Here is a 23,864-nt window from a genome sequence, read left to right as displayed (position 1 = left end):
ATGTTTACGCAAGCATTGAAAATAGAGTTTCAAAAATATTATCCGATAAAGTACATTTAAAGTACATTCTAAAAACCACGCAAGTAAGGCTCCGGGATATCCGCCTGTACTTTCAGATCCCGCGACGCATGCAGCGCCCAATACGGATCGCGCAGCATGGCGCGTCCTATCGCTACCAGATCAGCTTCTTTTTGCTGAATCACCCGCCGCGCATCCTCATAATCGTCCAGCAGACCAACAGCGATTACAGGTACATTCAGCTTTTCCCGTATATCACGTGCCAAATCCACTTGATATCCCGCACGCGCAGATGGGCCACCGTTGGAACCAATCGGCCCTTCGCCACCAGAGGAGATGTGAAAAATATCCACACCTACATCACGATATCGTTCCCCTATGCCCGTTATGTATTCCACATTATATCCGTTTTCAACATACTCTTTGGCGGATATCCGCATCAACACAGGCATATCAGACGGGAGCACCTCTTTAACAGCCTGAATTACTTCAACACCGAACAGCGATAAGTCCTGTCCATACTCATCTTCTCTGGTGTTCGTTAAGGGGGAATGAAATTGATGGATCAGATAACCGTGAGCGCCGTGAATTTCTACTGTATCAAAACCGGCTTCCACTGCGCGACGCGCGCCTTCCCTATAAGCCTGAACCAGTTCCCTGGCTTCGGCTGTCGTCAAAGCGTGCGGCTCCTTAAAACGTTCGCTAAAAGCGATCGAGGACGGTGCAACAGGCAACTCAGCATCTTCAGCCTTGCGTCCGGCATGACCTAATTGAATTCCGATTTTGGCACCGTATTTGTGGACTTCCTCCACTATTTTGCGGTATGCAGGAATATGCTCGTCACTCCAAATGCCCAGATCATGATCTGTAATGCGTCCATCCGGGTGGACCGCTGTCATTTCCACAATAATCAGCCCGGTGCCACCTACTGCCCGGCTAACGTAATGGACATGATGCCAATCATTTGGATTTCCATCTTTGGCCTCCACGCTATATTGGCACATGGGGGGCATTACAATCCGATTTTTTAAAGAGAGTCCCTTTAATTGATAAGGAGTAAACAAGTCGGTCACTTTTATCCATCCTTCCTTTAATTCCATCTCTATACAATATGAATTGCAACCTTATTATACACCAGCTATCACCGGATACCGAATCCATTAAAAGGCTAAAACTTGCGAAAATGCTGCTGTTTTCGGTCAGGTTAATAGGTTATGTGCGTTTAGCTTCGTGATCTGTACTTACATCCGTATTGTGGTGCATTTCCACTCAGCCATTCAATAGTCTAACCTGTTCAGCGGCATAATTTCAACATGGCAGGTACATAATAAATGAAAGCGACATAAGGTACCACTGCACGGAAAGGGGGACACATATGCCGTACAGGGAAATATTTACAATCATGGCTCTGTTACTAGCATTTTCGAGTTTTCCCGTTCACGCGGATGCGCCTCCCGATACCGGAGCGATCCATCCCAAAGAAGCGGTTGTGGTTTCTTCAGCACATAAGAGCAGAGAACGTGCCACTCCCATATTAGCCATGCTTCGAAAAAAACATGCTGATATTTTTAAAATGTGCGGCCCGCATACTCAGCAAATTGCCCTGACTTTTGATGACGTGCCCGATTCCCGGTATACGCCACAGGTTCTGGACATTTTGCACGCGAATGGTATCAAAGCCACCTTCTTTATCGTCGGTCACCGTGCGGAAAAACACCCAGGCATGATTCGCCGTATCATACGTGAAGGCCATGCCATAGGCAACCACTCCTATACCCACCCGGATTTTAGGAAGGCTTCACTGGAACGCTTTCGCAACCAGATTAAGAAAACAGAGCATATTTTGGAGGCTACCGTCGGCTTTCGACCTAAGCTGATTCGTCCGCCCTATGGTGAAATTACGGAGCCTCAGATCCAGTGGGCACGTCGTCACGGCTACATGATTGTAAATTGGAACGTAGACTCCCTCGATTGGAAGGGACTGAGTAAAACACAAATTCAGCGTAATGTAATCCCGGCTACCGGACCAGGCTCCATCATTTTAATGCACGCAGGTGGAGGTCAAAGCTCCAATCTGAAAGGCACTGTTCAATCCCTGCCGGGTCTCATTCAATCGCTGAAAGCCAAGGGCTACAAATTTGTCACGGTTCCCCGGCTACTTCACACCTCGGAGCGAAAATAACAATAAAAGGGCTGTCTTACCAGCAGATGCATTCTGCTCGTGAAGACAGCCCTTTTTTTATTGACAAGTCCCATATATGAATCAGGACCCGCGATTAAGTTATTTGATATTAGTTTACATAAGATATTATGTTTTACATAAAATATTATGTTTTACATAAAATATTATGTTTATAAATTCATTTGCTTATACAGTCTATTTATCAATGACATACAGCTTCACATTTTGGAAACCAAAGTCATTCACAAAAGAAGGGCTGCCTGGAATGAAAATATCAATCCGTTTCCCTATAATGGCGCTGCCCTTATCGCGTGCTACCGCTACAAAAGATTGATCCGGCAGCCCTGGATGGGAATAGCCTGTAACCAGCACTTTCGTACCCAAGGGAATTACGCTTGGATCTACTGCAATCGTACCGAGCTTAAGCGGATTTCCGAAATAGTCCACCGCTCCCCATTTTCCATTTTCACTGGCGGCTGCGGAATACGCTGTGGCCTTCACGTCAACTACTTTGCTGTAATTAAATGTTTTGCCCCATGCTTCAACCTGTTGATCGTCACCTGCTGGCGCTTTCTCGGAAAGAAGCTGAGGCTTCGAATCCGAAGTGGTCTCTACCTTGTTCTCGTCCGGCACCTTAATTTGCACTCCTGCATATATATTGCTGGCGGCAACATCCGGGTTCTCTTTTTGCAGATCTGCTACAGATACCCCGTAACGTTGAGCAAGTAAAAAGAAGGTATCCCCTTCCTTGGCGGTATGAAGCGAAGCGGCGTTGGCTACTCCGGCTGTCTGCGCCAATCCTGCAATGGCTGTAGCCAGCACCGCAAATTTCATTGTTTTTCCAATACGTTTCAGATGTTTCAAAAAATATGTACCTCCTCTGTTATGCCTGCGAAGTTAGCTGTCGGATTCGGACTCAGGAGAAGCCCTATGCTTGTGCAATTCACCCCTAGGCAACCTTCCATCCATTCGTATGAAGAAGGATCAGAAGTTACTGCCGTTGTTACGTCCTCCGCACTTCCCATGGTTTTGGGTCCCACATCCAGCGTCTGTCGTAGCTGTCTGCTGCCCCGGTAAGTTTTGGCTCACTGTATAATATCACAATTTTGTAACCTTATCCGCATGAAAATGTTGGGAACCTTGAACATCATACTATACCTGTTGCAATTTTGTCATCAAAAAATCGAAAAAAGTTACAAAAATATGAACGAGAATGACAAAAAAAGAAAAAGCCCTCCCGTCAAACTTCCACCGCGGAGGGCTTACTTCATAACCTTAAAGAAGCTTATTTCTTACAAAACCTTGGCAAGAAAATCCCGAGTACGATCATGGCTTGGAGTACCAAAAACCTGCTCCGGTGTACCTTGCTCCACAATTTGACCGTGATCCATAAAGATAATGCGGTCTCCTACCTCGCGGGCAAAGCCCATCTCATGCGTTACGATGACCATCGTCATGCCACCCTCAGCCAGCTTCTTCATCACGTCCAGCACCTCCCCAACCATTTCAGGGTCCAAGGCGGAGGTCGGCTCATCGAAGAGCATCACATGCGGCTGCATCGCCAAGGCGCGCGCAATTGCAATCCGCTGTTTCTGTCCACCGGACAACTGATTTGGATAGGTGTCTTTTTTGTCTTCAAGTCCAACGGTACGCAGCAACTCCAACGCAATTTTCTCTGCTTCCTTTGCCGACTGGCCTCTAACCTGAGTTGGCGCAAGTGTAAGATTTTGCAGTACTGTTTTGTGTGGGAACAGATTGAAGTGCTGGAACACCATGCCCATTTTCTCACGAGTTGCATTAATGTTGTGACCGCGTGCCGTAATCGGCTCGCCCTCAAACAGAATCTCCCCGTCAGTCGGCTGCTCCAGCAGATTCATACAACGCAAAAATGTACTTTTTCCCGAGCCACTCGGTCCAATGACGACAACAACCTCGCCTTTGGCAATATCTACATTTATGCCTTTTAAAATTTCATTTTTGCCGAACGATTTACGCAGTTGTTTAACGGTGATCACTGGCTCTCAACTTCCTTTCCCATAAACCCAACAGCTTCGACAAGCTGAATGTCATTACAAAATAAATAGCGGCTGCGATTACGAACGGACTTAACCCTTGATAAGTGATATTCTTAATCGTTTGAGCCTGATACATAAGATCCACCATACCGATGGTAGAAATGATGGAAGATTCTTTAATAATCGTAATAAATTCATTACCGATGGCAGGCAGTACGGACTTAAACGCTTGCGGTAAAATGACGTGACGCATAGCTTTGCCTCGTCCCATACCGAGTGAACGGGCTGCTTCCATCTGACCACGGTCTACTCCTTGAATACCTGCACGGAAAATTTCAGCCAGATATGCCGAGCTATTCAGTGACAATGTAAGTATACCGGACTGGAGTGGGGAAAAATTGACGCCTAGCGTCAAAGCAACGCCGTAGTGGATGATCATGAGCTGCACCAGCATAGGTGTGCCACGCAGTACCTCTACGTAAGTAGTACCCAACCACTCAATAATACGTACACCGCTCATCCGAATCAAGGATATAATCAGACCAATGATAAATCCGAACAGCACCCCAAGCGCGGACAGCAACAGCGTGTTGCCGACACCTGTAGCATAAAAACTGCGATACTTCCAAAAAATATCTACAATGTTATCGGACGAGACTTTTCGATCGATACTAAGTAAACTTGCTTCTGAAGAAAACTTTTCGATGGCTCCTTCTGCTTTTAAACGAGCTAGCGTTTTATTGACAGAAGCGAGTAACTCTGTGTTACCCTTGCGAATACCTACAGCAGTTTGTGCTCCGCCATTTTCAGGAACGGCCTTGGCGAGTGCTACAGTCCCACCCATTAGATATCCTTTGGCAACCGTATCTTCAATAACAACCGCATTTACACGCCGGGTTTCAAGTTGAAGCACCAAATCAGATATTTTATCCAGTGAAGTTACAGAAGCATTTGGTATTTTTTGCGCAATTTCCTCTTGAATAGTCCCTTTTTGCGCACCTACCTTCTCACCTCTCAGGGCAGCCATTGTCGGATATTTATCCTTATCCTCCGGACGTACCAAAATAACCTGTTTGGAGTGATAATATACATCGGAAAAATCAATGCTCTTTCTGCGTTCATCTGTGGGTGTCATACCTGAAAGTACGATGTCAACACGACCACTTTGCAGCGCGGCCAGCAGTGAATCAAAGCTCATTTCCTGAGTATCCAGTTCCATCCCACGATCCTTGGCAATTTCCTTGGCAATTTCAATGTCAAAGCCGACAATGGTATCCTTATCATTGATGACTTTATGAAACTCATACGGCGCAAAGTCTGCGCTTGTGCCAAGTACAAGCTTCTGTTTAGTCTTTGCTTCCGTTCCGTATGCGGTGAGCATGGGAAGACCAGCCAACAGCAAGATAACCGCCGTCAAAACTAGGGCGGTAAAACGATATAGCTTTTTCAATCTTTTTTCTCTCCTTAAATTCTTTATAATAATAAGATTGTGTCATTATAAATGAATATGCATGAATATGCAATGCATGCAGCACATTTCAAGGACATTTCTTTATATATTGTCGCAAACCCGGAGCTGGGAAATGAGGAATTTTTGGCCTATACCGGTCTAAAAGACATTCAAATTGCCAGGAGCGGCCTTACAGGATATGAGCAGCTTTTTGGCATGGTTTATTGTAGTCGACATCTTCATTTTTGGTTTTTATTCCGCGCATTATACCGAAGGAACCGAGGAAATCGACGGACACGTCGCCGTAATGCATTTTTCCTAAGATTCCGTCTCCTTCTTCCCTTTCCCAGGGACGTCATAGGCAATTGATCACAGCAAAAAAGGGCATTCCTCAGCCACTATTGGCTTCATGAGGAATGTCCTTTTCCATCTTACTATGTCAATTCTGCTTTGTTCAGTCACTCCTGCCCGGTCGATTTAGTTCATTCGTTTCCAATCAGTGAACGGTAAATATCCAGATACGCCCCCGCCGACACATCCCAGCTGTACTCTTCTGTAAAAGCGGTATTCGTAAGCTTGGACCAATGCTCAGGCTGGTGATAAAAATCAACCGCACAACGAATCGTATGCAGCATGTCATGCGCATTGTAATTTTTGAAGCTAAAGCCGTTCCCTTCACCTGTAGACTCGTTGTAAGCATGTACGGTATCGTTCAGACCGCCCGTTTCCCGCACAATCGGGATGCTTCCATAGCGAAGCGCCAACAGCTGGCTGATCCCGCAAGGCTCAAACTTCGACGGCATAAGATACATATTGCTTGCGGCATATATTTTGCGGGACAAAGGTTCACTGAAAGCGAGCTGCACCGACATTTTCAGGGGATAACGTCCCGCCGCTTCCCGGAACCAGTGCTCAAAGGCCGGATCTCCCGTGCCCAGCACGACAAACTGAATATCATCATAATACATGATCTCATCAAGCACCCTCGTTACTAGATCCAGTCCCTTCATATCCACAAGTCGGGTTACCATCGCAATCAAAGGCACATCCGGTCGTACCGGCAGACCCAGCTCCTTTTGCAGACCGATTTTGTTTTCCTTTTTCTTCGCCAGACTGGTGCGGTACTTCGTATAAATACGATTGTCCGTAGCAGGATTGTAGCTTTTGGTATCAATTCCGTTCACAATACCCGACAAACGTCCCTGCTCACCCAGCTTACGCAGCAACCCTTCCAGTCCATATCCGTAAAATTCCGTCTGAATCTCCTTTGCGTAGGTAGGACTTACTGTGGTGACATGATCCGAGTAGGTTAGCCCACCCTTCATAAAACTCAGTCTGCCATGATACTCCACACCCTCAGGGGTAAAATAGCTACCGTCAAGATTCAGTAGTTCCGTTAAGACCTCATATGGAAAGTCCCCCTGATACAGCAGGTTATGTATCGTAAACACGGTGCGAATATCACTGTAAAAGGGTAAATGACGGTAATTGGCATTCAATAGCAACGGCACCATCGCGGTATGCCAGTCATGACAATGCAAAATATCCGGCTTAAAATTCAGATCAGGTAGCACTTCCAAAATCGCCCGGTTGAAAAAGGAGAAGCGCTCGCCATCATCCATATAACCGTAAATCCCGTCACGGTCGAAGTAATATTCATTATCTATAAAATAAACCTTAATTCCGTCCAGCGTCAGTTCCTCTACTCCACAATACTGATTACGCCAGCCTACAGCGACATGCTTGACCGTTACCGGACGCAGTGACTTCTTATAAGTATCGGGAATCCCCGCATATTTAGGCAACATGATTCGGACATCGCACCCTGCCTGAAGAAGGGCCTTCGGCAGTGCACCAATGACATCAGCCAACCCGCCTGTTTTAATAAATGGATGTGCTTCTGCTGCTGCAAATAGAATCTTCATATATGCTTCCTCCTTAATGACCTCAACCCTATTTTAAACCATTTGTAACATGGATTAATCTTCTTTTTTAGCCCTCCGGGGCGCTTTCTTCAATATAACGACGCTCAGCGGCGGGATGGTCACCCCCAGGCTGTGCAGTTGTCCATGGCAAGGGGTCTTGGTCGTGCGCAACACTTCAGTGTTCAACTGGCCACTACCACCGAAGTCCGAATGGTCACTGTTCAACAGTTCGATATAGCTCCCTGCCTTTTCCAGCCCAATGCGGTAGTTCTCTCTTGGCACCGGCTGAAAGTTAATCAGCACGACCAGTGTATCTCCCGGTCTTTTACCTTTACGTAAATACGTAATTACGCTCTGCCCACGGTCCTCCGCCTCAATCCACTGATATCCATCCCACGAATGATCCAGCTCCCATAATGCTTTTTCCTGTATATATAAATGATTCAGCGCTTTCGTAAAAGCGTGCAGCGAACGGTGACTGTCATAATCCAGCAGAAACCAGTCAAGCTGCTCCTCATCCTTCCATTCGATGAATTGTCCAAATTCCCCTCCCATAAATAACAGCTTTTTGCCCGGTGAGGTGATTTGGTAACCGAGAAGCGCTCGAAGCCCGGCAAATTTTTGCTCATAGCTACCCGGCATTTTGTCAAGCAGCGACTTTTTACCATGAACGACCTCATCGTGTGACAACGGCAGTGTAAAATTCTCGCTGTATGCATAGGCTATGGGGAACGTCAGCAAATTATGGCGCTCAGGCTTCTGATCGAAATCCGTTTCGATATAATCAAGTGTGTCGTTCATCCAGCCCATATTCCATTTGTAATTAAAGCCGAGTCCTCCATCGCTTACCGGGGAAGTCACCATCGGCCAGGCACTGGACTCCTCTGCCATCATCAGCGCATATGGATAATAGCGGAATACCGTTTCATTCAGTTGTTGCAGGAAGGCAATAGCCTCCTCATTTTCAATGCCTCCCTTGGAGTTAAAACGATATTGTCCACCCTGCTTTTCAAAATCCAGCCGCAGCATACTCGTCACAGCATCTACGCGCAGGCCGTCAATGTGGTACACGTCCATCCAGAACAACGCATTGGATATCAGGAAAGAACGCACCTCCGGCTTGCTGTAATCGAACGTCAGCGTTCCCCAGCCGGGCTTTTCCGCGATCAGCGGGTCCGCGTATTCGAACAACGGCGATCCATCAAACAGTCTCAAACCATGAGCATCCTTGGCAAAATGAGCCGGAACCCAATCCATAAGCACCCCGATGCCCGCCTGATGACACCGATCCACCAAATACATAAAATCATGGGGTTCACCGTAGCGGCTTGTCAGCGCAAAATATCCGGTGAGCTGGTATCCCCAGGAAAGATCATAGGGATGCTCACTGAGCGGCATAAGCTCAATATGCGTATAGCCCATTTCCGTTACATAGGGCACAAGAAGCTCAGCCATTTCCCTGTATGTATAAAACGTACCGTCTTCTTTTTGTTTCCAGGTGCCCAAATGCAGCTCGTATATATGAAGAGGTTTTCCATAAGGCTCTCTCCGTTTGCGCCGCCAAGCCGTGTCGTTCCAAACATAGCCCTCCAGTGAAGCGACCACGGAAGCCGTTGCCGGTCTTAATTCTGCGCGTATCGCGTAAGGGTCTGCTTTTAGAAAACGTTCACCATTTGCACCCGTAATATCATATTTGTAAAAAGTTCCTTGGGATATACCCGAAAAAAAACGACTCCAAAAGCCGGATTCGGGAACTCTATATAAGGAATCCTGTTCCCCATTCCAGTTGTTACGATCTGTAGCAAGCCCGACATGGAGAGCATGAGGAGCCCAGACCGTAAAACGGACGCCCTGTTCTCCGTTCTCCATAGTAAGGCGGGAACCCAAAGATCGGTAGCTGTGATAAAGCGTTCCTTCGTGAAACAAATAAATATCTTCCGGCGATACAGCCTGTTGCGGGAGAGTTTGGTCTGTCATCACGCCACCACCTTTATATGTTTTTTAGTACAAAATCTATGATTCGGAAATACATTTGCTTTCCGGTCAAAGCTGACCTGAATTATTACCCCATTCTAGCCACAATGAACAGAAAAATGACTATGAAGAAAATAAACCTTAATTTTGGGGGATCTTACACACCTAATGGTTTCAAGAGAACCCCATACCGTTTATGTATGTACTACAACAGACAACTAAACCGGGAGGGAAACGAAATGTTCAATAAAGAATGCATTGCCATGCTGCTGGCAGGCGGAGAGGGACGCCGTCTTGCTCCCCTTACTTCAACAATTGCAAAACCCGCCGTACCCTTTGGCGGTCATTACCGAATTATCGATTTTCCTCTCAGCAACTGTGTTAATTCAGACATTAATACTGTAGGTGTGCTGACGCAATATGAGGCGGAATCCTTACACGAGCATATTGGAGATGGAACCCCTTGGGGTCTTACCAAGACGAACGACAAGGGAGTTACCTTACTTCCATCTTATAATACAAATAACGCTGAATATTTGGGAACGGCAGACGCCATTCATAAAAATATCGAATATATAGACAGCCAAAACCCGGAACACGTGCTTATTTTATCCGGTGATCATATTTACTATATGAATTATCGTGAAATGCTGAACTACCATAAGGAAAAAGATACTGCGGCTACGATTTCCGTTATGGAAGTACCTTGGGATGAAGCGCACCGCTTCGGTGTCATGAGTACCGATGAGGATTTGCGTGTCACAGAATTTGCCGAGAAGCCAGAGAAACCGGAAAGTAACCTGGCCTCCATGGGCATTTACCTGTTTAAGTGGGATTATCTGAGAAAATATCTACTTGAGGACGCAGAAAATACCCAATCCAGCCATGATTTTGGTAAAGACATCATTCCTAAAATGCTGGCGGAGCAAGAATCCCTATACGTTTATGAATTCCAAGGCTACTGGAAGGACGTAGGTACGGTTAAAAGCCTGTGGGATTCCCATATGGATCTTTTGCAAGAGGATTGCGCCATTGACCTTCAACGTAAGGACTGGCCTATGTATACGCGTGAACGCCGTACAAGATTGAGCGCACACAAGCTGTCTAACCGCAAAACGGAGTCATTGGACAGTCTCCTGCATGATTCTTGCCAAGTAGAAGGTCAAATCGAACGTTCCGTCGTATTTAGCGGCGTCGAGGTAGGTAAAGGCTCAACTATTAAGGAAAGTATCGTTATGCCTAACACCCGCATCGGTCGTAATGTGAATATTGAGTACGCGATCATCGGTGAAGGTGCTGTGATTCGTGACGGTGCAGTCATCAAGGGTGACCCCAGTGGAATTAGGGTTATCGGACCGAATGAAACAGTGTTCGGCAAAATGGCGGTACGTCCACAAACGGCCCGCATGCTGAAAGAAGCTTATGAGCGCAACACACACCTGCGCGCTGAAGGTTTTACTTCATAATGGAACAAAAAACGTCAAACAGCCAGCCCTCCACTATAGGAGGATTGGCTGTTTTTCCAATTTAAATATGTTTAACTAAATTTCGGGTTATATTACTAGCCTTCAGTGAATTGCGGTGGCTCTAGGGGTTGCTCGTCTTGCAAAGCAGGCAATGAAACTGTAATGGTGGTGCCTGCTCCCAATTCACTCTTGATGAGCATTTGTCCTTGATGACGCTCCACAAACTGCTGTGAGATTGCCAATCCCAATCCCGTACCACCATTCTGATGGTCTACCTGGAAAAAGCGGTCTCTTACTCTGGCAAGATTCTCCGTGCTAATCCCGATTCCTGTGTCTTGCACAGACATCTCGATGTTGTCTCCGACCCGTTGCAGAGATAGAAAAATAATAGAGCTTTCATGCGAAAACTTGATGGCATTATCCACAATGTTTAAAAACACCTGTTTTAGACGGTTGCCATCTCCATGAACCAGAAATGCCGTTTCCTCCGAGTCCAGTTGGAGTTTAATTTGCTTCATTTCCGCCTTGGCCCATACGTTCAGCATAATCTCCTGCAAAAGCTCGCGCAGATCGACTGTTCCCATGACAAGCTTCATTGCGTCTTGTTCCAGCTTGGAAAAATCAAGAATCTCCTCTACCAGACCGATCAGTCGGTCCGTCTCCTTGGAAATAATCTGCATCCCGATCTTCGTCTCCTCAGGATCATAGCCACCGGAATTCAGCGTTTCACTCCATCCCTTAATAGAAGTCAACGGCGTACGCAGCTCATGGGAAATGGACGAGATAAAATCATCCTTGATTTGATTCGTTCTGACAATTTCCTGTGCCATGTAATTTAGTGTCGAAGCCAGTTCGCCCAACTCAAAGCGATAATCGCCTTTAATTCGTGCATCAAATCGTCCTTGCGCCATCTGAGCTGATACATCACGGATATTGTTAATCGGCCTAACGATGGAATTAGCGAGCCCTGTACTGACCACGAATACAATAACCAGTACAGCTACCATGATGCCCACGGAGAAAAGCGTAATGGTAAATAGCTTGTCGTTGACCATTTCCAGCGAGGTCGTATATCGAACAATATACACCTGATCTCCGACGATATTATCCAGTTTTTTGGATACCGCCATCACTTGCTGACCCGTGCCGGGTTGCTTCCCAATCCAGCTCCCCGTATCCCCCGCTAACGCTTGCGTCACATCGCTAGTTTGTACACTTGTTTCTGCCGCAAAGTTCGTGGAATTATCTATTACATTCCCCTTCTCGTCGAGCAATTGCAGTTCCGTATCCCCTAGTGAAAACGTATTAAGCAGATACGACTGCAAAGATTGTCCCGGCTCCTTGAATTTGGGCGCAAACTCACTTACCGATTGGATGCGACTTTCCACGTGCTTATAAATCGTGTCGTAATAGTACGCCCGGATTGCAAACATGAAAATAGCTTCTACCAACAGAAGCGCCAAGAACACCACAAAAAAATAGTGAAGCACAATCTGTCTGCCAATCCCTTTTTTGATCATTGGGCCTGACCTTTCCATTTATATCCATGACCCCAAACCGTTTGCAAAAAGACAGGCTCGGAAGGATTGTTCTCAATTTTTTGTCGTAGCCGCCGGATGTTTACATCCACGATTTTTGGATCGCCCATATATTCCTTGCCCCACACGTGGTCAAGCAAAACATCCCGGCTGAGCGGTGTATTTTCTTTTTCCAGAAAAAATTGAATCAGGGAAAACTCTGTTGGCGTCAGCTCAATCAGCTGCCCGTTTTTCTTAAATTGCTTGGCAATCAGATCCAGCGTGAACGGACCGGACTGAAAGGATACTTTGGCCGCCGTCTCGCGGTGTACATTTACCCTGCGCAGCAGCGATTGAATACGGGCAATGAGCTCCGTCGGGCTGAAGGGCTTGCTCACATGATCATCAGCCCCTACCGACAGAGCATATACTTTATCTTGCTCCTGAACCTTCGCTGTTAGGAAAATAATACCAATTCGCTCATTCGTTTCTCTAATTCTTCGACAGACCTCGAAACCGTCCATACCGGGCACCATTACGTCAAGCAACGCGATATCAATATCCCGCACCGTGTTCAAGATATTAAGAGCCTCATGCCCATCCGACGCCTCCAACACCTCAAAACCGTTTCGTTTCAAATTTATGACGATAAAGCTGCGAATAGATTCCTCGTCTTCCATGATTAAAACTTTACTCACTCTATTCTACCTGCCTTTCCTCCAACTTGTTTTTAATGGTTTTACGCGGTTCCAGCTCACTGGATCTCTTGATACCAATCACCTGCGCATTGGTTCGCCATAACTGGCTATATCCTTCATTATTTCGCTCCCATTGCGACAACGAGAAATATTTAATTTCTGCAATCGTTTTGTCTGTATTGTCCAGAATGAACCGCAAATAGCTGTCCTTCTTTGATACTTTCGGATCAATGGTCACCTTGCCGTGCAGTTCCTTTGGCAGTCTGAAATAGATCTGATCATTGGAGTCGCGATACTGTTGCTGCTTGAAAATCGTTCCCTTTGCCCCATCCCACTGGTAGAACGATACAAAATACGGTACTTCATCCAGCGGCCTGTTGGACCAGCCTTTCGGCTTCTCCAGATTTCCAAATTCCAGAATGCCATCACCATCCACATCACCGCTAGTAATGGTAGCATCCTTAAAGGTAACATCCATGAGATCAAGTTTTTTGAGCTTGCTATGGTCCATCACAATGACGTTGGACACCGTAGTTGTCTGGGCGATCTTGGTATCTATAATGACCCCCTGCCTGCCCTCGGCTAACTTACCAGCGACGACATTGTAGATACTAATAGCCTGACTGTCCAAATCCAGCGATCCGATTTCCTTAAAGGTTCCCCCGCTGAATTGAAATGTTTTGACCGTGAAAAATTCATTACGGCGCAGCGTGATAATCGTCAAGTCATTCAAATTGTCCCCGTTCAGGTCCATCTTGTTATGATTAAAATCGTCTACGACGAAGTCCGTATAACCTGTAGCATATATTTTCTCCAGAGTTCCTCCGGTATAAGAATACACGATGAGTCCCTTCTGATCGTTTCCATCACCGCTATCCCCGCTGGAAAAGCCTGCTACAATATCGAGCGTGCCATCATTCGTTACATCGACCAGCTTGAACGATTCCAGCACAGTACCTTCTCCGTCAAACGTCAGCTTCTTTACCCACGTTCCGTTCTGATCCTCGAACAAGGCTCCATGTATTTTTACACTTTCGTCTGGCGTTTCATAAAAAAGTACCGCTTCGTCTGTACCATCATTGTTCAGATCCCCCGTCCGAATCGGCGTCGGGTCATCAGGATCATTTGGCCGCAGAGGCTGTACCATTCCAAGCTGCGTAACCACTGCACCATTCAACTGCTGTTTCTCGTCAGACATCATCGGTGCCTGCATAAGCGAAATCGGATCGCTAATGACATTACAGCCACTTAAAAATCCAACAAGAAGCAGTGATGCGAAGCAGCCAGTTAACATTCTCAACAACATCATTTTCACTTCTCTTGTCGTCCCCTTCACAATTTGTTCTTTTCCACCTGTGTCAGTCGTCTGCCCTGAATATCAAATACGAGTTCGCCGCCGTTCAATCCCCATATACGGGAAGCAAAGCGTTCAGCCATCTCCAGCGGCAGTACGGTGATTACCGTCACCCGTTCGTCAGAGCAAAGCTTGCGAAAGGTATCCATCACGTGAGCTGCTGAAGTCGGGTCAAGTCCATTTACAGGCTCATCAGCCAAAATGACCTTGGCTCCGTGAACAAGCGCACGCGCAGTCGCTACCCGTTGCCGCTCACCGCCGCTAAGCTTGTCGCATTTGTCATGCGCCTTATCCAGCAAGCCCAGTTCCTCCAATACGTCCATTGCTCCCATATAATCGTCAGAACGCACCATCCCGGTCACCATTCTCCATAACGGAGTCTGATCCGATCTGCCGATCAGCACATTTTTGAGAGCGGTCCGATTCATATTTAAATGCGGATTTTGCTCCAGATATGCCCATTCCCGCTTTATTTTCATTTTGCCCATCCATCCGGATTTCAGCACATCATGGCCGTCCACCATCAGACTGCCTTTCTCCCATGACTCCTGCAAAGCAAGACAGCGCAGCAGCGTCGTTTTGCCGCTTCCGCTCGGTCCCACTACGGCAATCAGTTCGCCCGGATGAATTTCAGCATCAATTCCCCGGAGTAACGGAGTCCGTTCAGGCCCCACTTGCTTGGTCAGTTTCTGTATTCTGATCATCTTTGTGATTCCCCTTTATCCGCCATGAATACTGTCTATAGTTTATAGTAAATGTGAAACAAATACCATGCAAACCGTAGTTTTATGTCGTCGAGATTCTTTTTCGGAATAACAATCCCAACACCCCAAAAAAACGACGTAGCTGCCCCCGAGAACTAGAAACATGCTGCCTTGGGTTCCATAGTCCAGTAGCGCCCGCTAATGTTAGGTCCAATCACACTTCCCAGACTGCAAATTCTCATATTTTTAGTGTATAAAAGAAAGGCTTTCCGTAAAATCGCCATCTGAGTTGACGATTTTACGGAAAGCCTTTCTGATATGTATTCGACTCCGCATCATTTAGGAAGCCTTGTATGTTCAATCCGAACCCAATCACGTCACAGCGCGCTATTTTATATTATAGTGGACAATGTCCAGCAGAACAAGCCATAATAAATAAGTGAGCAATTTCAAAATGCTCATGTTGTGCTTATGGACGGACTTAATTACGTTTACCGCTGGGCTCGAAGACAGAATAGGAGGCATTTGATTCCATGAGTTATCAAATTAAAATAGACACTTCTCCAATTTACGAATTACTCGGCAGCTTTATGGCCTATGTAACCAAAAAGTGGGTACACGACATGGACTTGGGCCATGAGTGGATCGACAAGGTGGATGCACGGCTACAAAACGAAGTTCGCACCGAGCTTGCTACGGCACAGGATTGCCCTTTTAGCGATTATGACGCGCTTTATGTTTGGGCTTTGCTTCGACCGGAATCGGATGAAATATCCGATTATATCGCTTATTTGGACCACGGACCGGATGAAGATATGTTCGAGCTGATTGTTCCGCATATTCCTTTTTTTACCTTTGAAGAATCTTTGCGCATCCGCAAGGTGTATACCCCTCTCCTCAAATTATGGGATCGTGACTATTTCCGGGCAATGGAAAGCGAACTGCGTGTGCTGGCAGAGGAAGACGCTGCAGAAAAATGCATGCTTCTGAGCAAAATGGAGCCGGAAGCACTGGTTGAATACGCCACAGCCGGACTGATCGTGCCTCATATGGAAGATTTGGATACAGTTGTTCTGTTTCCAGTCGTCCACAACCGCCCGATCAATTCGTATTGTTTTTATACCCGTATGCTGCTGATCCAGTATCCGGTAGACGTTCCCGAAAAAAGCGAGGAAGAACCGCCTACACTTCTGCTTCGGCTGACCCGGGCAGTAAATGACCCGCAACGTCTGCGGATTCTGCGTTACGTGGCTCAAGGCCCTAAATCTCTCGAAGATATGCGTCATGATTTGAGCCGATTGGAAGACACGCTCATGTCTGATATGATGATTTTGCGAGTAGCTGGCCTGCTCCGTATCCACATTGGACGTTATCACAAGGAAAAATTCAGCATTCGCCCCGACGGAGCGGCTGATTTACAGGTATTTTTGGAATCCTATATCGGACTGTAATTTGAAATGTACCCTCAGTTATAACCGAACATCGTTAAAGCGTTGGCTTGGAAGGAGTATGTAACATGTCGTATCCGAAGCAGCACATTTTATTTGATCTTGATGACACTTTGGTCCACTGCAACAAGTATTTCAACCTTATTCTCAACCACTTTTTCGATTTGCTTCAGGAATGGTTTGCAGCCCATAACCTGACGAAAAATACAATTCGTGAAAAACAAATCGAAATTGATGTGGCTGGGGTTCATCAGGTGGGCTTTGCCAGCGAGCATTTTCCACAATCCTTAATTGATACGTACCACTTTTTCTCGGAGCAATTCGGACGCCGTACAGAGCCTCGGGAAGAGCAGGAGCTTCGCTCGCTTGGCCGAAGTGTGTACGAGCAGGAAATCGAGCCGTATCCCGGGATGGTCGAAACGTTAAACTCGCTCCAAAAAGCCGGACATTCCCTGCATCTCTACACCGGCGGTGAGCAGGTCATTCAGGAAAAGAAGATTGAACAAATGAAGCTGGCTAACTATTTTGATGATCGCATCTATATTCGCCAGCATAAAAATGTCGAGGCACTGGAGGAAATTATCCAGATGAACCGCTTTGAACGAAGCATCACCTGGATGATTGGAAACTCCCTGCGCACCGATGTATCTCCCGCCCTTGCGGCAGGCATTCATGCCGTGTATCTCAAGCAGCCCAAGGAATGGATTTACAATATGGTTGAGTTGCAAAAAAACGTTAACTCCGTGATGTATACTATACAGAAGCTAACGGAAGTACCGCGAGTCATCCATGAAAGCATACAATTACATCAACAAAAAAGGACCCTTGGATAGGGTCCTTTTTTCAGTTTAGATTTCTCCATGTCAGGTTTCCTCGCGTACACTTAGCTGTCCTGTACCCGGTTCATTCAGAGCAATTCGCGCTTTGACAGTGGTTCCATCTTTGCGCTTAAAAGACAACAACTGCGTTTGTCCCTTTGTCAGCAGGGAATTGAGCATTGTCTCCGTAATCTGCTTGCCAGCATATTCCTTCCAGACGACGAAGCCACAGCCCTGCTTGTAGTGGCTGCATCCATACCCTTTGCGGCCTTCGATAATGCTCCCGCCGCAATTCGACCGCGGGCAGCTGCCTAAAGCCTGTCTTTGGCCCGGCGAAGTGCCCGACGGCTCGACGGACGAAGCTCGCACTGCCCTCACGCCAGAGCTGCTTCCAACTGAACCCGATGCAGCCGCAGTACGCCGTGACGGAGCGCGTGCAGCCCCTTGGGTGGTGGTACTTTCGCTTGCTCCTCCACTACGGGTGGCTCCCTTACTACCCGAGCGTTTGCCTCTTGCTTCCTCGCCAAAAGCGTTTGCTGGTGCCGGTGGTTGCTGCCTTACCTTGTCAATGATGGATAACGTAAACTTTTTAACGTTATCCATAAACTTTTCCTGGGCAGCTTCTCCCTTGGAAATTTGATGCAGACGGCGTTCCCATTGGCCTGTCATTTCTGGCGAGGCAAGCAGGTCAACCCCCGCATGACGAATCAGATCAATAGCCATTTTCCCCTTATCCGTAATGAGGATCTTTTTACCCTTCATTTCAATGTAGCCAACCTTCTTCAACCGTTCAATCGTGGCAGCACGTGTCGCTGGCGTACCCAGTCCCGCATCCTTCATCACTTCGCGCAGTTCCTCATTCTCCATCTGCTTGCCTGCGCTTTCCATGGCTTTAAGCAGCGTGCCCTCAGTGTAGCTTTTAGGCGGCTGTGTCGCCTTCTCTTTCATCTCGGCACGAATACAATCCACAGGACGGCCTGCATCAATCTCAAACTTCTTGTCCGTCCATTCGTCTGTTTCCTCTTCTTCTTCTTTCTTGGGTGATTTGCTCTTTTTTCCTTTATCCTGGTCAGCCTTGCTCAAAACTACTTTCCAGCCCAAGGACAGAAGCTCCTTGATGCTTGTTTTGAACAGATGCTTGTCCACCTGGGTCATCACGGTATGCATTTTATATTCGGCAGGCGGGAAGAAATGTGACAAAAACCTGCGAATAATCAGGTCATATACATTTTGCTCCTCCTTGCTGAGCGTTCCTGGTCTTTTAAGCGTCGGCAATATAGCATGGTGATCCTCAACACGGGATGGATTGCAGACAGCTTTATTCTGTTTATGGACCAAATTGGGGTTCGCTTGCTGTACCAGATCTGCATAAGGACCTGTGCCTAGCATACGAAGCGTCTTGTGCATGCCGTCAATATTTTGCTCCGTTACATAGTTGGAATTGGTACGCGGATAGGAAATGACCTTATGCCGCTCATAGAGCGCTTGTGCCACATCCAGCGTTTTTTTGGCTGAATAACTATATTTGGCATTCGCCTCACGTTGAAGCAGCGTCAAATCATACAGCTTGAACGGATATTCCTTCGTCTGCTTCGTATCATATTTTGTGATTTTACCTGTTTTTCCGCGAACTGCCGCTGCTATCGCCTCAGCTTCTTCTGGCTTGGTCAGCCGTTCTCCCTGCCACGCCCCTTTGTACTTGATCTGGTCTTGCTTAAACTCTGCCCATACGTCATAAAAGGTTTGAGACTGAAACGCCTCAATTTCCTTTTCCCGGTCATGAATCAATGCCAGTACAGGAGTTTGCACCCGTCCGACCGACAGCAACGCGTTATGCCGTGTTGTAAAGGCTCTGGAGGCATTCATACCAATCAACCAGTCTGCTTCACTTCGTGCCCGCGCAGCCTGAGTTAGAAATTCAAACTCCGAAGCATCTCGCAAACGCTCGAAGCCTGCCGCAATACTCTCCGCCGTTAAATCTGAGATCCACAGCCGCTTGACTGGCTGGCGCAACTTCAACTGCTGTTGAATTAACGCAAAAATATATTGCCCCTCGCGCCCCGCATCACAAGCATTCACGATGGCATTGCAGCGTTTGGCCAACTCACCAATTATTTTCAGCTGATCTTTTGTTTTCGGATTCGGCACAATTTTAAACTGCTCGGGGATAATCGGAAGATCTTTAATATTCCAGCGTTTGTACTTGGCATCGTATGCATCCGGCTCAGCAAGACCCAGCAAATGGCCGATCGCCCAAGTTACAATGTATTTCTCCCCCTCCAGATAGGTACGGTTATTTTTGGCCCTCGGCTCCATAACAGCTGCAATGGTGCGCCCCATATCCGGTTTTTCAGCAACAATCAACGTCTTCATTCGTATTCCATTCCTTCCTGACAGCCTTCTGTTTCCTTCCCTGACTCATACGTAATACATGGGATATAAATGAAACACAGGCCGCACAGCCTCATGCAAAAGGAGCCTTCTCCCGGCGAAAGCTCCTTTGTCCATTCACTTGGTCTAGCGCTTCAACAATATACGCGTATTATACCATAGATATCATCATTCTCTCAGGTGATGATTTACGAAGCCATGAAACGATAGTAGTCACTTTCATTATCTATAAGGCCAATGTAAAAGAGCTATAAAGGATGATTAAATGAAGCTCAACCTAAAATCAAAACACACTTGACTTTTAAAGTAATATAAATGTTGTTTTATATTACACATAAAAAATTTTGATTATTCACGTAAAATAATTTCGCTTTTCAATAAAAAAGTTACACTTCACTTCTGGTTTTATGCTCTGATCGCTGTAGAAAACAAACTTATATATTTTGAAAATATTTCATAAGTCATATTATATAACATCCAATTCATGTTCCTTTACTTACAATGATAACAAATTCTGTTTCAAAAAAATTTGTAACACAATAGTTATCCATTCGCATTTTACAAACCTGAGCACGCTAGCCCTTTAAACGCAACAAAGCCCCATCCGAGGATGGAGCTTTGACTGGTAACTAATACAGAACAATATTTACACCAAAACGGTAGCGCCCATCAGGTATTTATCGACCTCACGTGCGGCTTCCCGACCTTCATTAATGGCCCACACAACAAGGCTTTGCCCGCGACGCATATCACCAGCAGCAAAAACCTTATCTACATTCGTAACATATTTCCCGTAACGTGCTTTAACGTTAGAACGACGATCGGTTTCCACACCCATTTGCTCCACAATCGTTTGCTCAGGGCCGTCGAATCCAATGGCAATAAGAGCAATCTGTGCCGGGAATACGCGCTCCGTACCCGGAATTGGCTGATAGATCTTCCGGCCCGTTTCATCGACAATACGCTGAATTTGAATCGTGTGCAGTTCTTTCAAATTATCGTTCTCATCACCTACAAACTTTGTTGTCATGATGGAGAACTCACGCGGATCTTCCCCGAATATCGCCTTCGCTTCCTGCTGTGCATAATCGAGAGTGTACACATTTGGAAATTGTGGCCAAGGATTAGCAATTGGGTCACGTTCTACAGGAGCTTTAGCATGTGTACCAAATTGAGTGACGCTTCGACATCCATGGCGCAATGAAGTAGCTACACAGTCCGAACCTGTATCACCGCCACCGATCACAATAACATCCTTACCCTGGGAGGACAAATAGTTGCCATCTTCCAGATTGGAATCCATGTAACTCTTGATGGTACCGTTCAAATAATCCATCGCATAATGAACACCATTCAAATCGCTACCTTCAATATTGAATTCTCTCGGCTTCGTAGAACCACCGCACAGTACAACCGCATCATACTCAGCAATCAGCTGATCGGTAGGAATATCCTTTCCAATCTCTGTATTCGTAATGAACTGAATGCCTTCCGCCTCCAGCAAATCCACACGACGTTGAACAACCTTTTTGTCCAGCTTCATGGAAGGAATACCATACATCAGCAGCCCGCCAACACGATCCGCACGCTCGTAAACAGTTACGCTATGCCCTGCTTTGTTAAGCTGCGCAGCAGCAGCCAGTCCAGCCGGACCCGAGCCGACAATAGCCACCCGTCTGCCTGTACGCTTCTCCGGCGGATTAGGGACAACCCAGCCTTCCTCAAAGCCTTTTTCGATAATAGCTTCCTCAATCGTCTTAATCGTAACAGATTGCCCGATCAGACCGACCGTACAGGAACCTTCACATGGCGCAGGACAGACACGCCCAGTAAATTCTGGAAAGTTATTCGTTTTGTGCAGCCGATCCAGTGCTTCCTTCCACAAACCGCGATATACGAGATTGTTCCATTCTGGAATAAGATTATGAACCGGACAGCCCAAAGTTGCCCCCATGATGTCCATTCCCGTATGACAATAAGGAGTTCCGCAGTCCATACAACGTGCCCCTTGGGTACGCAGCTCTTCTTCGGACATATGCTTATGGAATTCTTCCCAATCCTTGATACGCTCTACCGGATCCCGGTCTATAGGAAGCTGTCGTGTGTATTCCATAAATCCAGTTGGTGTAGACATGTTACGTTCCCCCATCTCTTCGCTTATGAACCCCGTTCATCCATTCGGAATTTGAGTCAAATTCGAATTTGTCTGTTAGTATCATGAAAGGGTCTACTCTCGTTGAATTTGATTTATTGTATCACAATACAGCGAAAAAGTAATGAAAACTTATGCAACTTTCTGCATCAACAGCCAAAAGGATTTTTTATATGATTCATTAATTTTTCAAATGAGCGAGGTCAAATGTATCCCAATCTTACTTCGCCTTCTCGTAAACGACAAAACGGTAGTCGTACGGATTTCTTTCATCCTTGACACCGGGAGTCTCACTGACTACATTCCAGCCGTTCCAATCCAGCTCGGGAAAAGTCGTATCCCCCTCGAAGTTCTCTTCAATTCTGGTGACAATTAGCCGATCAGCATGTGTCCAGAACAGCGAATAAATCTCCGAGCCGCCGATGATCATCAGTTCTTCCTGCGCCGCCAATTGGAGTCCTTCTTCCAAAGAATGGATCACTTCTGCGCCTTCCGCCAGATAGCTCTGGTCACGGGTCAAAATAATGTTACGCCGTTTTGGCAGGCTTTTTCCGCCAAAGGATTCCCATGTCTTGCGCCCCATGAGTACGGTTTTACCGATCGTCTGCTCCTTGAAAAATGCCATATCTCTCGGCAGGCGCCAAGGAAGGTTGTTATCCCGGCCAATGATGCCGTTTTGTGCCATAGCCCATATCATCGAAATGCTCATAACTCACAGCTCCCCCAAATCAGATAGCGACTGGCGCCTTGATACCCGGATGATATTCGTAGTTCTCAAAAGCAAAGTCCTCGTACGTATAATCAAATATCGAATCCGGTTTACGAAGGATTTTGAGCTGAGGCAATGGATAAGGGGCACGCTCCAGTTGCGTATGCACTTGTTGCATATGATTTGAATAAATATGCACATCGCCGCCTGACCAAATGAATTCGCCCGGCTCCAAACCACACTGCTGTGCAACCATATGCGTTAGCAATGCATAACTGGCGATATTGAAAGGAAGGCCAAGGAAAGTATCAACTGAACGCATGGTCAGCATGCAGGAAAGCTTCCCTCCAGCCACATAAAACTGAAATACAAAATGGCATGGTGGAAGCTTCATTGAATCGATTTCAGCCACATTCCAGGCACTGACGATATGTCGGCGGGAATCCGGGTTATTTTTAATCGCTTCAATGACATTCGCAATCTGATCGATATGTTGTCCGTCTGTTGTTTCCCACGCACGCCATTGTGAGCCATACACAGGTCCCAGATTCCCCTGCTCGTCTGCCCATTCGTCCCATATGGTAACCCCGTTCTCTTTGAGGTAAGAAATGTTGGTATCTCCCCGTAAAAACCACAACAACTCATGGATGACGGATTTTAAATGTACTCTTTTAGTTGTCATCAAGGGAAAACCCTTGGCCAGATCAAAGCGGAGCTGTCTTCCGAAGACAGAAAGTGTTCCCGTCCCTGTACGGTCCTCTTTTTTCACTCCATTCTCCAATATATCCTCCAACAGTTCCAAGTAATTGCGCACTTTATTTTCTCTCCTTTAAGTATGAATAAACACCGACATTCATAAAATATGGACGTATCTGAACGTTAAAACCGTATCACATACAGCATCCAGTATTTCAAAGCCCGCAGCATCAAATTCTAATCTAGAAAAGACCTGCTATTCTGCGCCCACAACTATATTTAGTTTATCATGGACTACTCATTATTGACTATCTACTGTGTGAATTTTCATCGTCGTCCTGAAAATC

The 23,864-nt window shown here is 46.4% G+C and carries 18 protein-coding genes and 1 riboswitch; of the genes, 4 read left to right on the top strand and 14 right to left on the bottom strand.

What is annotated here, in order from left to right; all coding sequences use genetic code 11:
• Positions 1-68: 68 nt before the first annotated feature.
• Positions 69-1,091, bottom strand: a complete 1,023-nt coding sequence (locus ACWGOO_RS11165) for an NADH:flavin oxidoreductase/NADH oxidase (protein WP_452483519.1) — start codon at positions 1,089-1,091, stop codon at positions 69-71.
• A 302-nt stretch (positions 1,092-1,393) separates the two neighbouring features.
• Here ACWGOO_RS11165 and ACWGOO_RS11160 point away from each other — a divergent pair, with 302 nt between their 5' ends.
• Entirely contained in the window at positions 1,394-2,200 is an 807-nt protein-coding gene (locus ACWGOO_RS11160; RefSeq protein WP_452483331.1) for a polysaccharide deacetylase family protein, read from the top strand.
• A gap of 195 nt (positions 2,201-2,395) precedes the next feature.
• On the opposite strand, the gene ACWGOO_RS11155 is transcribed toward ACWGOO_RS11160, so the two are convergent.
• From ACWGOO_RS11155 to glgB, 5 genes are all read right to left on the bottom strand, one after another.
• Positions 2,396-3,064 carry a 3D domain-containing protein gene (locus ACWGOO_RS11155; RefSeq protein ID WP_452483329.1) on the bottom strand — a complete coding sequence of 223 codons (669 nt, stop codon included), beginning with the start codon at positions 3,062-3,064 and terminating at the stop codon, positions 2,396-2,398.
• A gap of 7 nt (positions 3,065-3,071) precedes the next feature.
• Positions 3,072-3,245, bottom strand: a riboswitch (cyclic di-AMP (ydaO/yuaA leader).
• Between the two features lie 247 nt (positions 3,246-3,492).
• A complete protein-coding gene (locus ACWGOO_RS11150) occupies positions 3,493-4,215 on the bottom strand; it encodes an amino acid ABC transporter ATP-binding protein (protein ID WP_452483327.1) in 723 nt (240 codons plus the stop codon).
• Positions 4,202-5,665, bottom strand: a complete 1,464-nt coding sequence (locus tag ACWGOO_RS11145) for an ABC transporter substrate-binding protein/permease (protein WP_452483325.1) — start codon at positions 5,663-5,665, stop codon at positions 4,202-4,204. The genes ACWGOO_RS11150 and ACWGOO_RS11145 overlap by 14 nt, the downstream gene beginning before the upstream one ends.
• 482 nt (positions 5,666-6,147) lie before the next feature.
• Positions 6,148-7,590, bottom strand: a complete 1,443-nt coding sequence (gene glgA, locus ACWGOO_RS11140) for a glycogen synthase GlgA (RefSeq protein ID WP_452483323.1) — start codon at positions 7,588-7,590, stop codon at positions 6,148-6,150.
• Between the two features lie 54 nt (positions 7,591-7,644).
• A complete protein-coding gene (glgB, locus tag ACWGOO_RS11135) occupies positions 7,645-9,567 on the bottom strand; it encodes a 1,4-alpha-glucan branching protein GlgB (protein ID WP_452483321.1) in 1,923 nt (640 codons plus the stop codon).
• A 236-nt stretch (positions 9,568-9,803) separates the two neighbouring features.
• Between glgB and ACWGOO_RS11130 the strand changes: the two genes are divergently transcribed.
• On the top strand, positions 9,804-11,030 hold the full coding sequence (locus tag ACWGOO_RS11130) for a glucose-1-phosphate adenylyltransferase (RefSeq protein ID WP_452483319.1): 1,227 nt from the start codon (positions 9,804-9,806) through the stop codon (positions 11,028-11,030).
• Positions 11,031-11,125: 95 nt separating this feature from the next.
• Here the strand turns inward: ACWGOO_RS11130 and ACWGOO_RS11125 are convergent, their stop codons facing one another.
• The 4 genes from ACWGOO_RS11125 to ACWGOO_RS11110 are packed head-to-tail and all read right to left on the bottom strand — an operon-like array spanning position 11,126 to position 15,303.
• Positions 11,126-12,550: a sensor histidine kinase gene (locus ACWGOO_RS11125; RefSeq protein WP_452483517.1), complete on the bottom strand. Its 1,425-nt coding sequence runs from the start codon at positions 12,548-12,550 to the stop codon at positions 11,126-11,128.
• Entirely contained in the window at positions 12,547-13,245 is a 699-nt protein-coding gene (locus ACWGOO_RS11120; protein WP_452483317.1) for a response regulator transcription factor, read from the bottom strand. Before ACWGOO_RS11120 ends, ACWGOO_RS11125 begins: the two co-directional genes overlap by 4 nt.
• A 1-nt stretch (position 13,246) precedes the next feature.
• Positions 13,247-14,581 (bottom strand): hypothetical protein, encoded by a 1,335-nt coding sequence (locus tag ACWGOO_RS11115; protein WP_452483315.1) that lies wholly within the window; start codon positions 14,579-14,581, stop codon positions 13,247-13,249.
• A complete protein-coding gene (locus ACWGOO_RS11110) occupies positions 14,578-15,303 on the bottom strand; it encodes a phosphonate ABC transporter ATP-binding protein (protein ID WP_452483313.1) in 726 nt (241 codons plus the stop codon). Before ACWGOO_RS11110 ends, ACWGOO_RS11115 begins: the two co-directional genes overlap by 4 nt.
• A gap of 533 nt (positions 15,304-15,836) precedes the next feature.
• On the opposite strand from ACWGOO_RS11110, the gene ACWGOO_RS11105 reads away from it, so the two are divergent.
• Entirely contained in the window at positions 15,837-16,754 is a 918-nt protein-coding gene (locus ACWGOO_RS11105) for an ArsR family transcriptional regulator (protein ID WP_452483311.1), read from the top strand.
• A 65-nt stretch (positions 16,755-16,819) separates the two neighbouring features.
• The gene (locus ACWGOO_RS11100; RefSeq protein WP_452483309.1) at positions 16,820-17,584 is read left to right on the top strand and encodes an HAD family hydrolase; all 765 of its coding nucleotides are present in this window, start codon (positions 16,820-16,822) and stop codon (positions 17,582-17,584) included.
• 30 nt (positions 17,585-17,614) lie between these two features.
• On the opposite strand, the gene ACWGOO_RS11095 is transcribed toward ACWGOO_RS11100, so the two are convergent.
• The 4 genes from ACWGOO_RS11095 to thyA form a co-directional block, all read right to left on the bottom strand.
• The gene (locus tag ACWGOO_RS11095) at positions 17,615-19,942 is read right to left on the bottom strand and encodes a DNA topoisomerase 3 (protein ID WP_452483307.1); all 2,328 of its coding nucleotides are present in this window, start codon (positions 19,940-19,942) and stop codon (positions 17,615-17,617) included.
• 664 nt (positions 19,943-20,606) lie between these two features.
• The gene (locus ACWGOO_RS11090) at positions 20,607-22,094 is read right to left on the bottom strand and encodes a glutamate synthase subunit beta (protein ID WP_452483305.1); all 1,488 of its coding nucleotides are present in this window, start codon (positions 22,092-22,094) and stop codon (positions 20,607-20,609) included.
• A 238-nt stretch (positions 22,095-22,332) separates the two neighbouring features.
• The gene (locus tag ACWGOO_RS11085; protein ID WP_452483303.1) at positions 22,333-22,821 is read right to left on the bottom strand and encodes a dihydrofolate reductase; all 489 of its coding nucleotides are present in this window, start codon (positions 22,819-22,821) and stop codon (positions 22,333-22,335) included.
• 19 nt (positions 22,822-22,840) lie between these two features.
• The gene (thyA, locus tag ACWGOO_RS11080; RefSeq protein ID WP_452483301.1) at positions 22,841-23,635 is read right to left on the bottom strand and encodes a thymidylate synthase; all 795 of its coding nucleotides are present in this window, start codon (positions 23,633-23,635) and stop codon (positions 22,841-22,843) included.
• Positions 23,636-23,864: the final 229 nt, after the last annotated feature.

The organism is Paenibacillus sp. NPDC055715 (assembly GCF_053617595.1).
The sequence above is the reverse complement of the archived record's forward strand: the minus strand, read 5'-3'. Positions and strand labels throughout refer to the sequence as shown.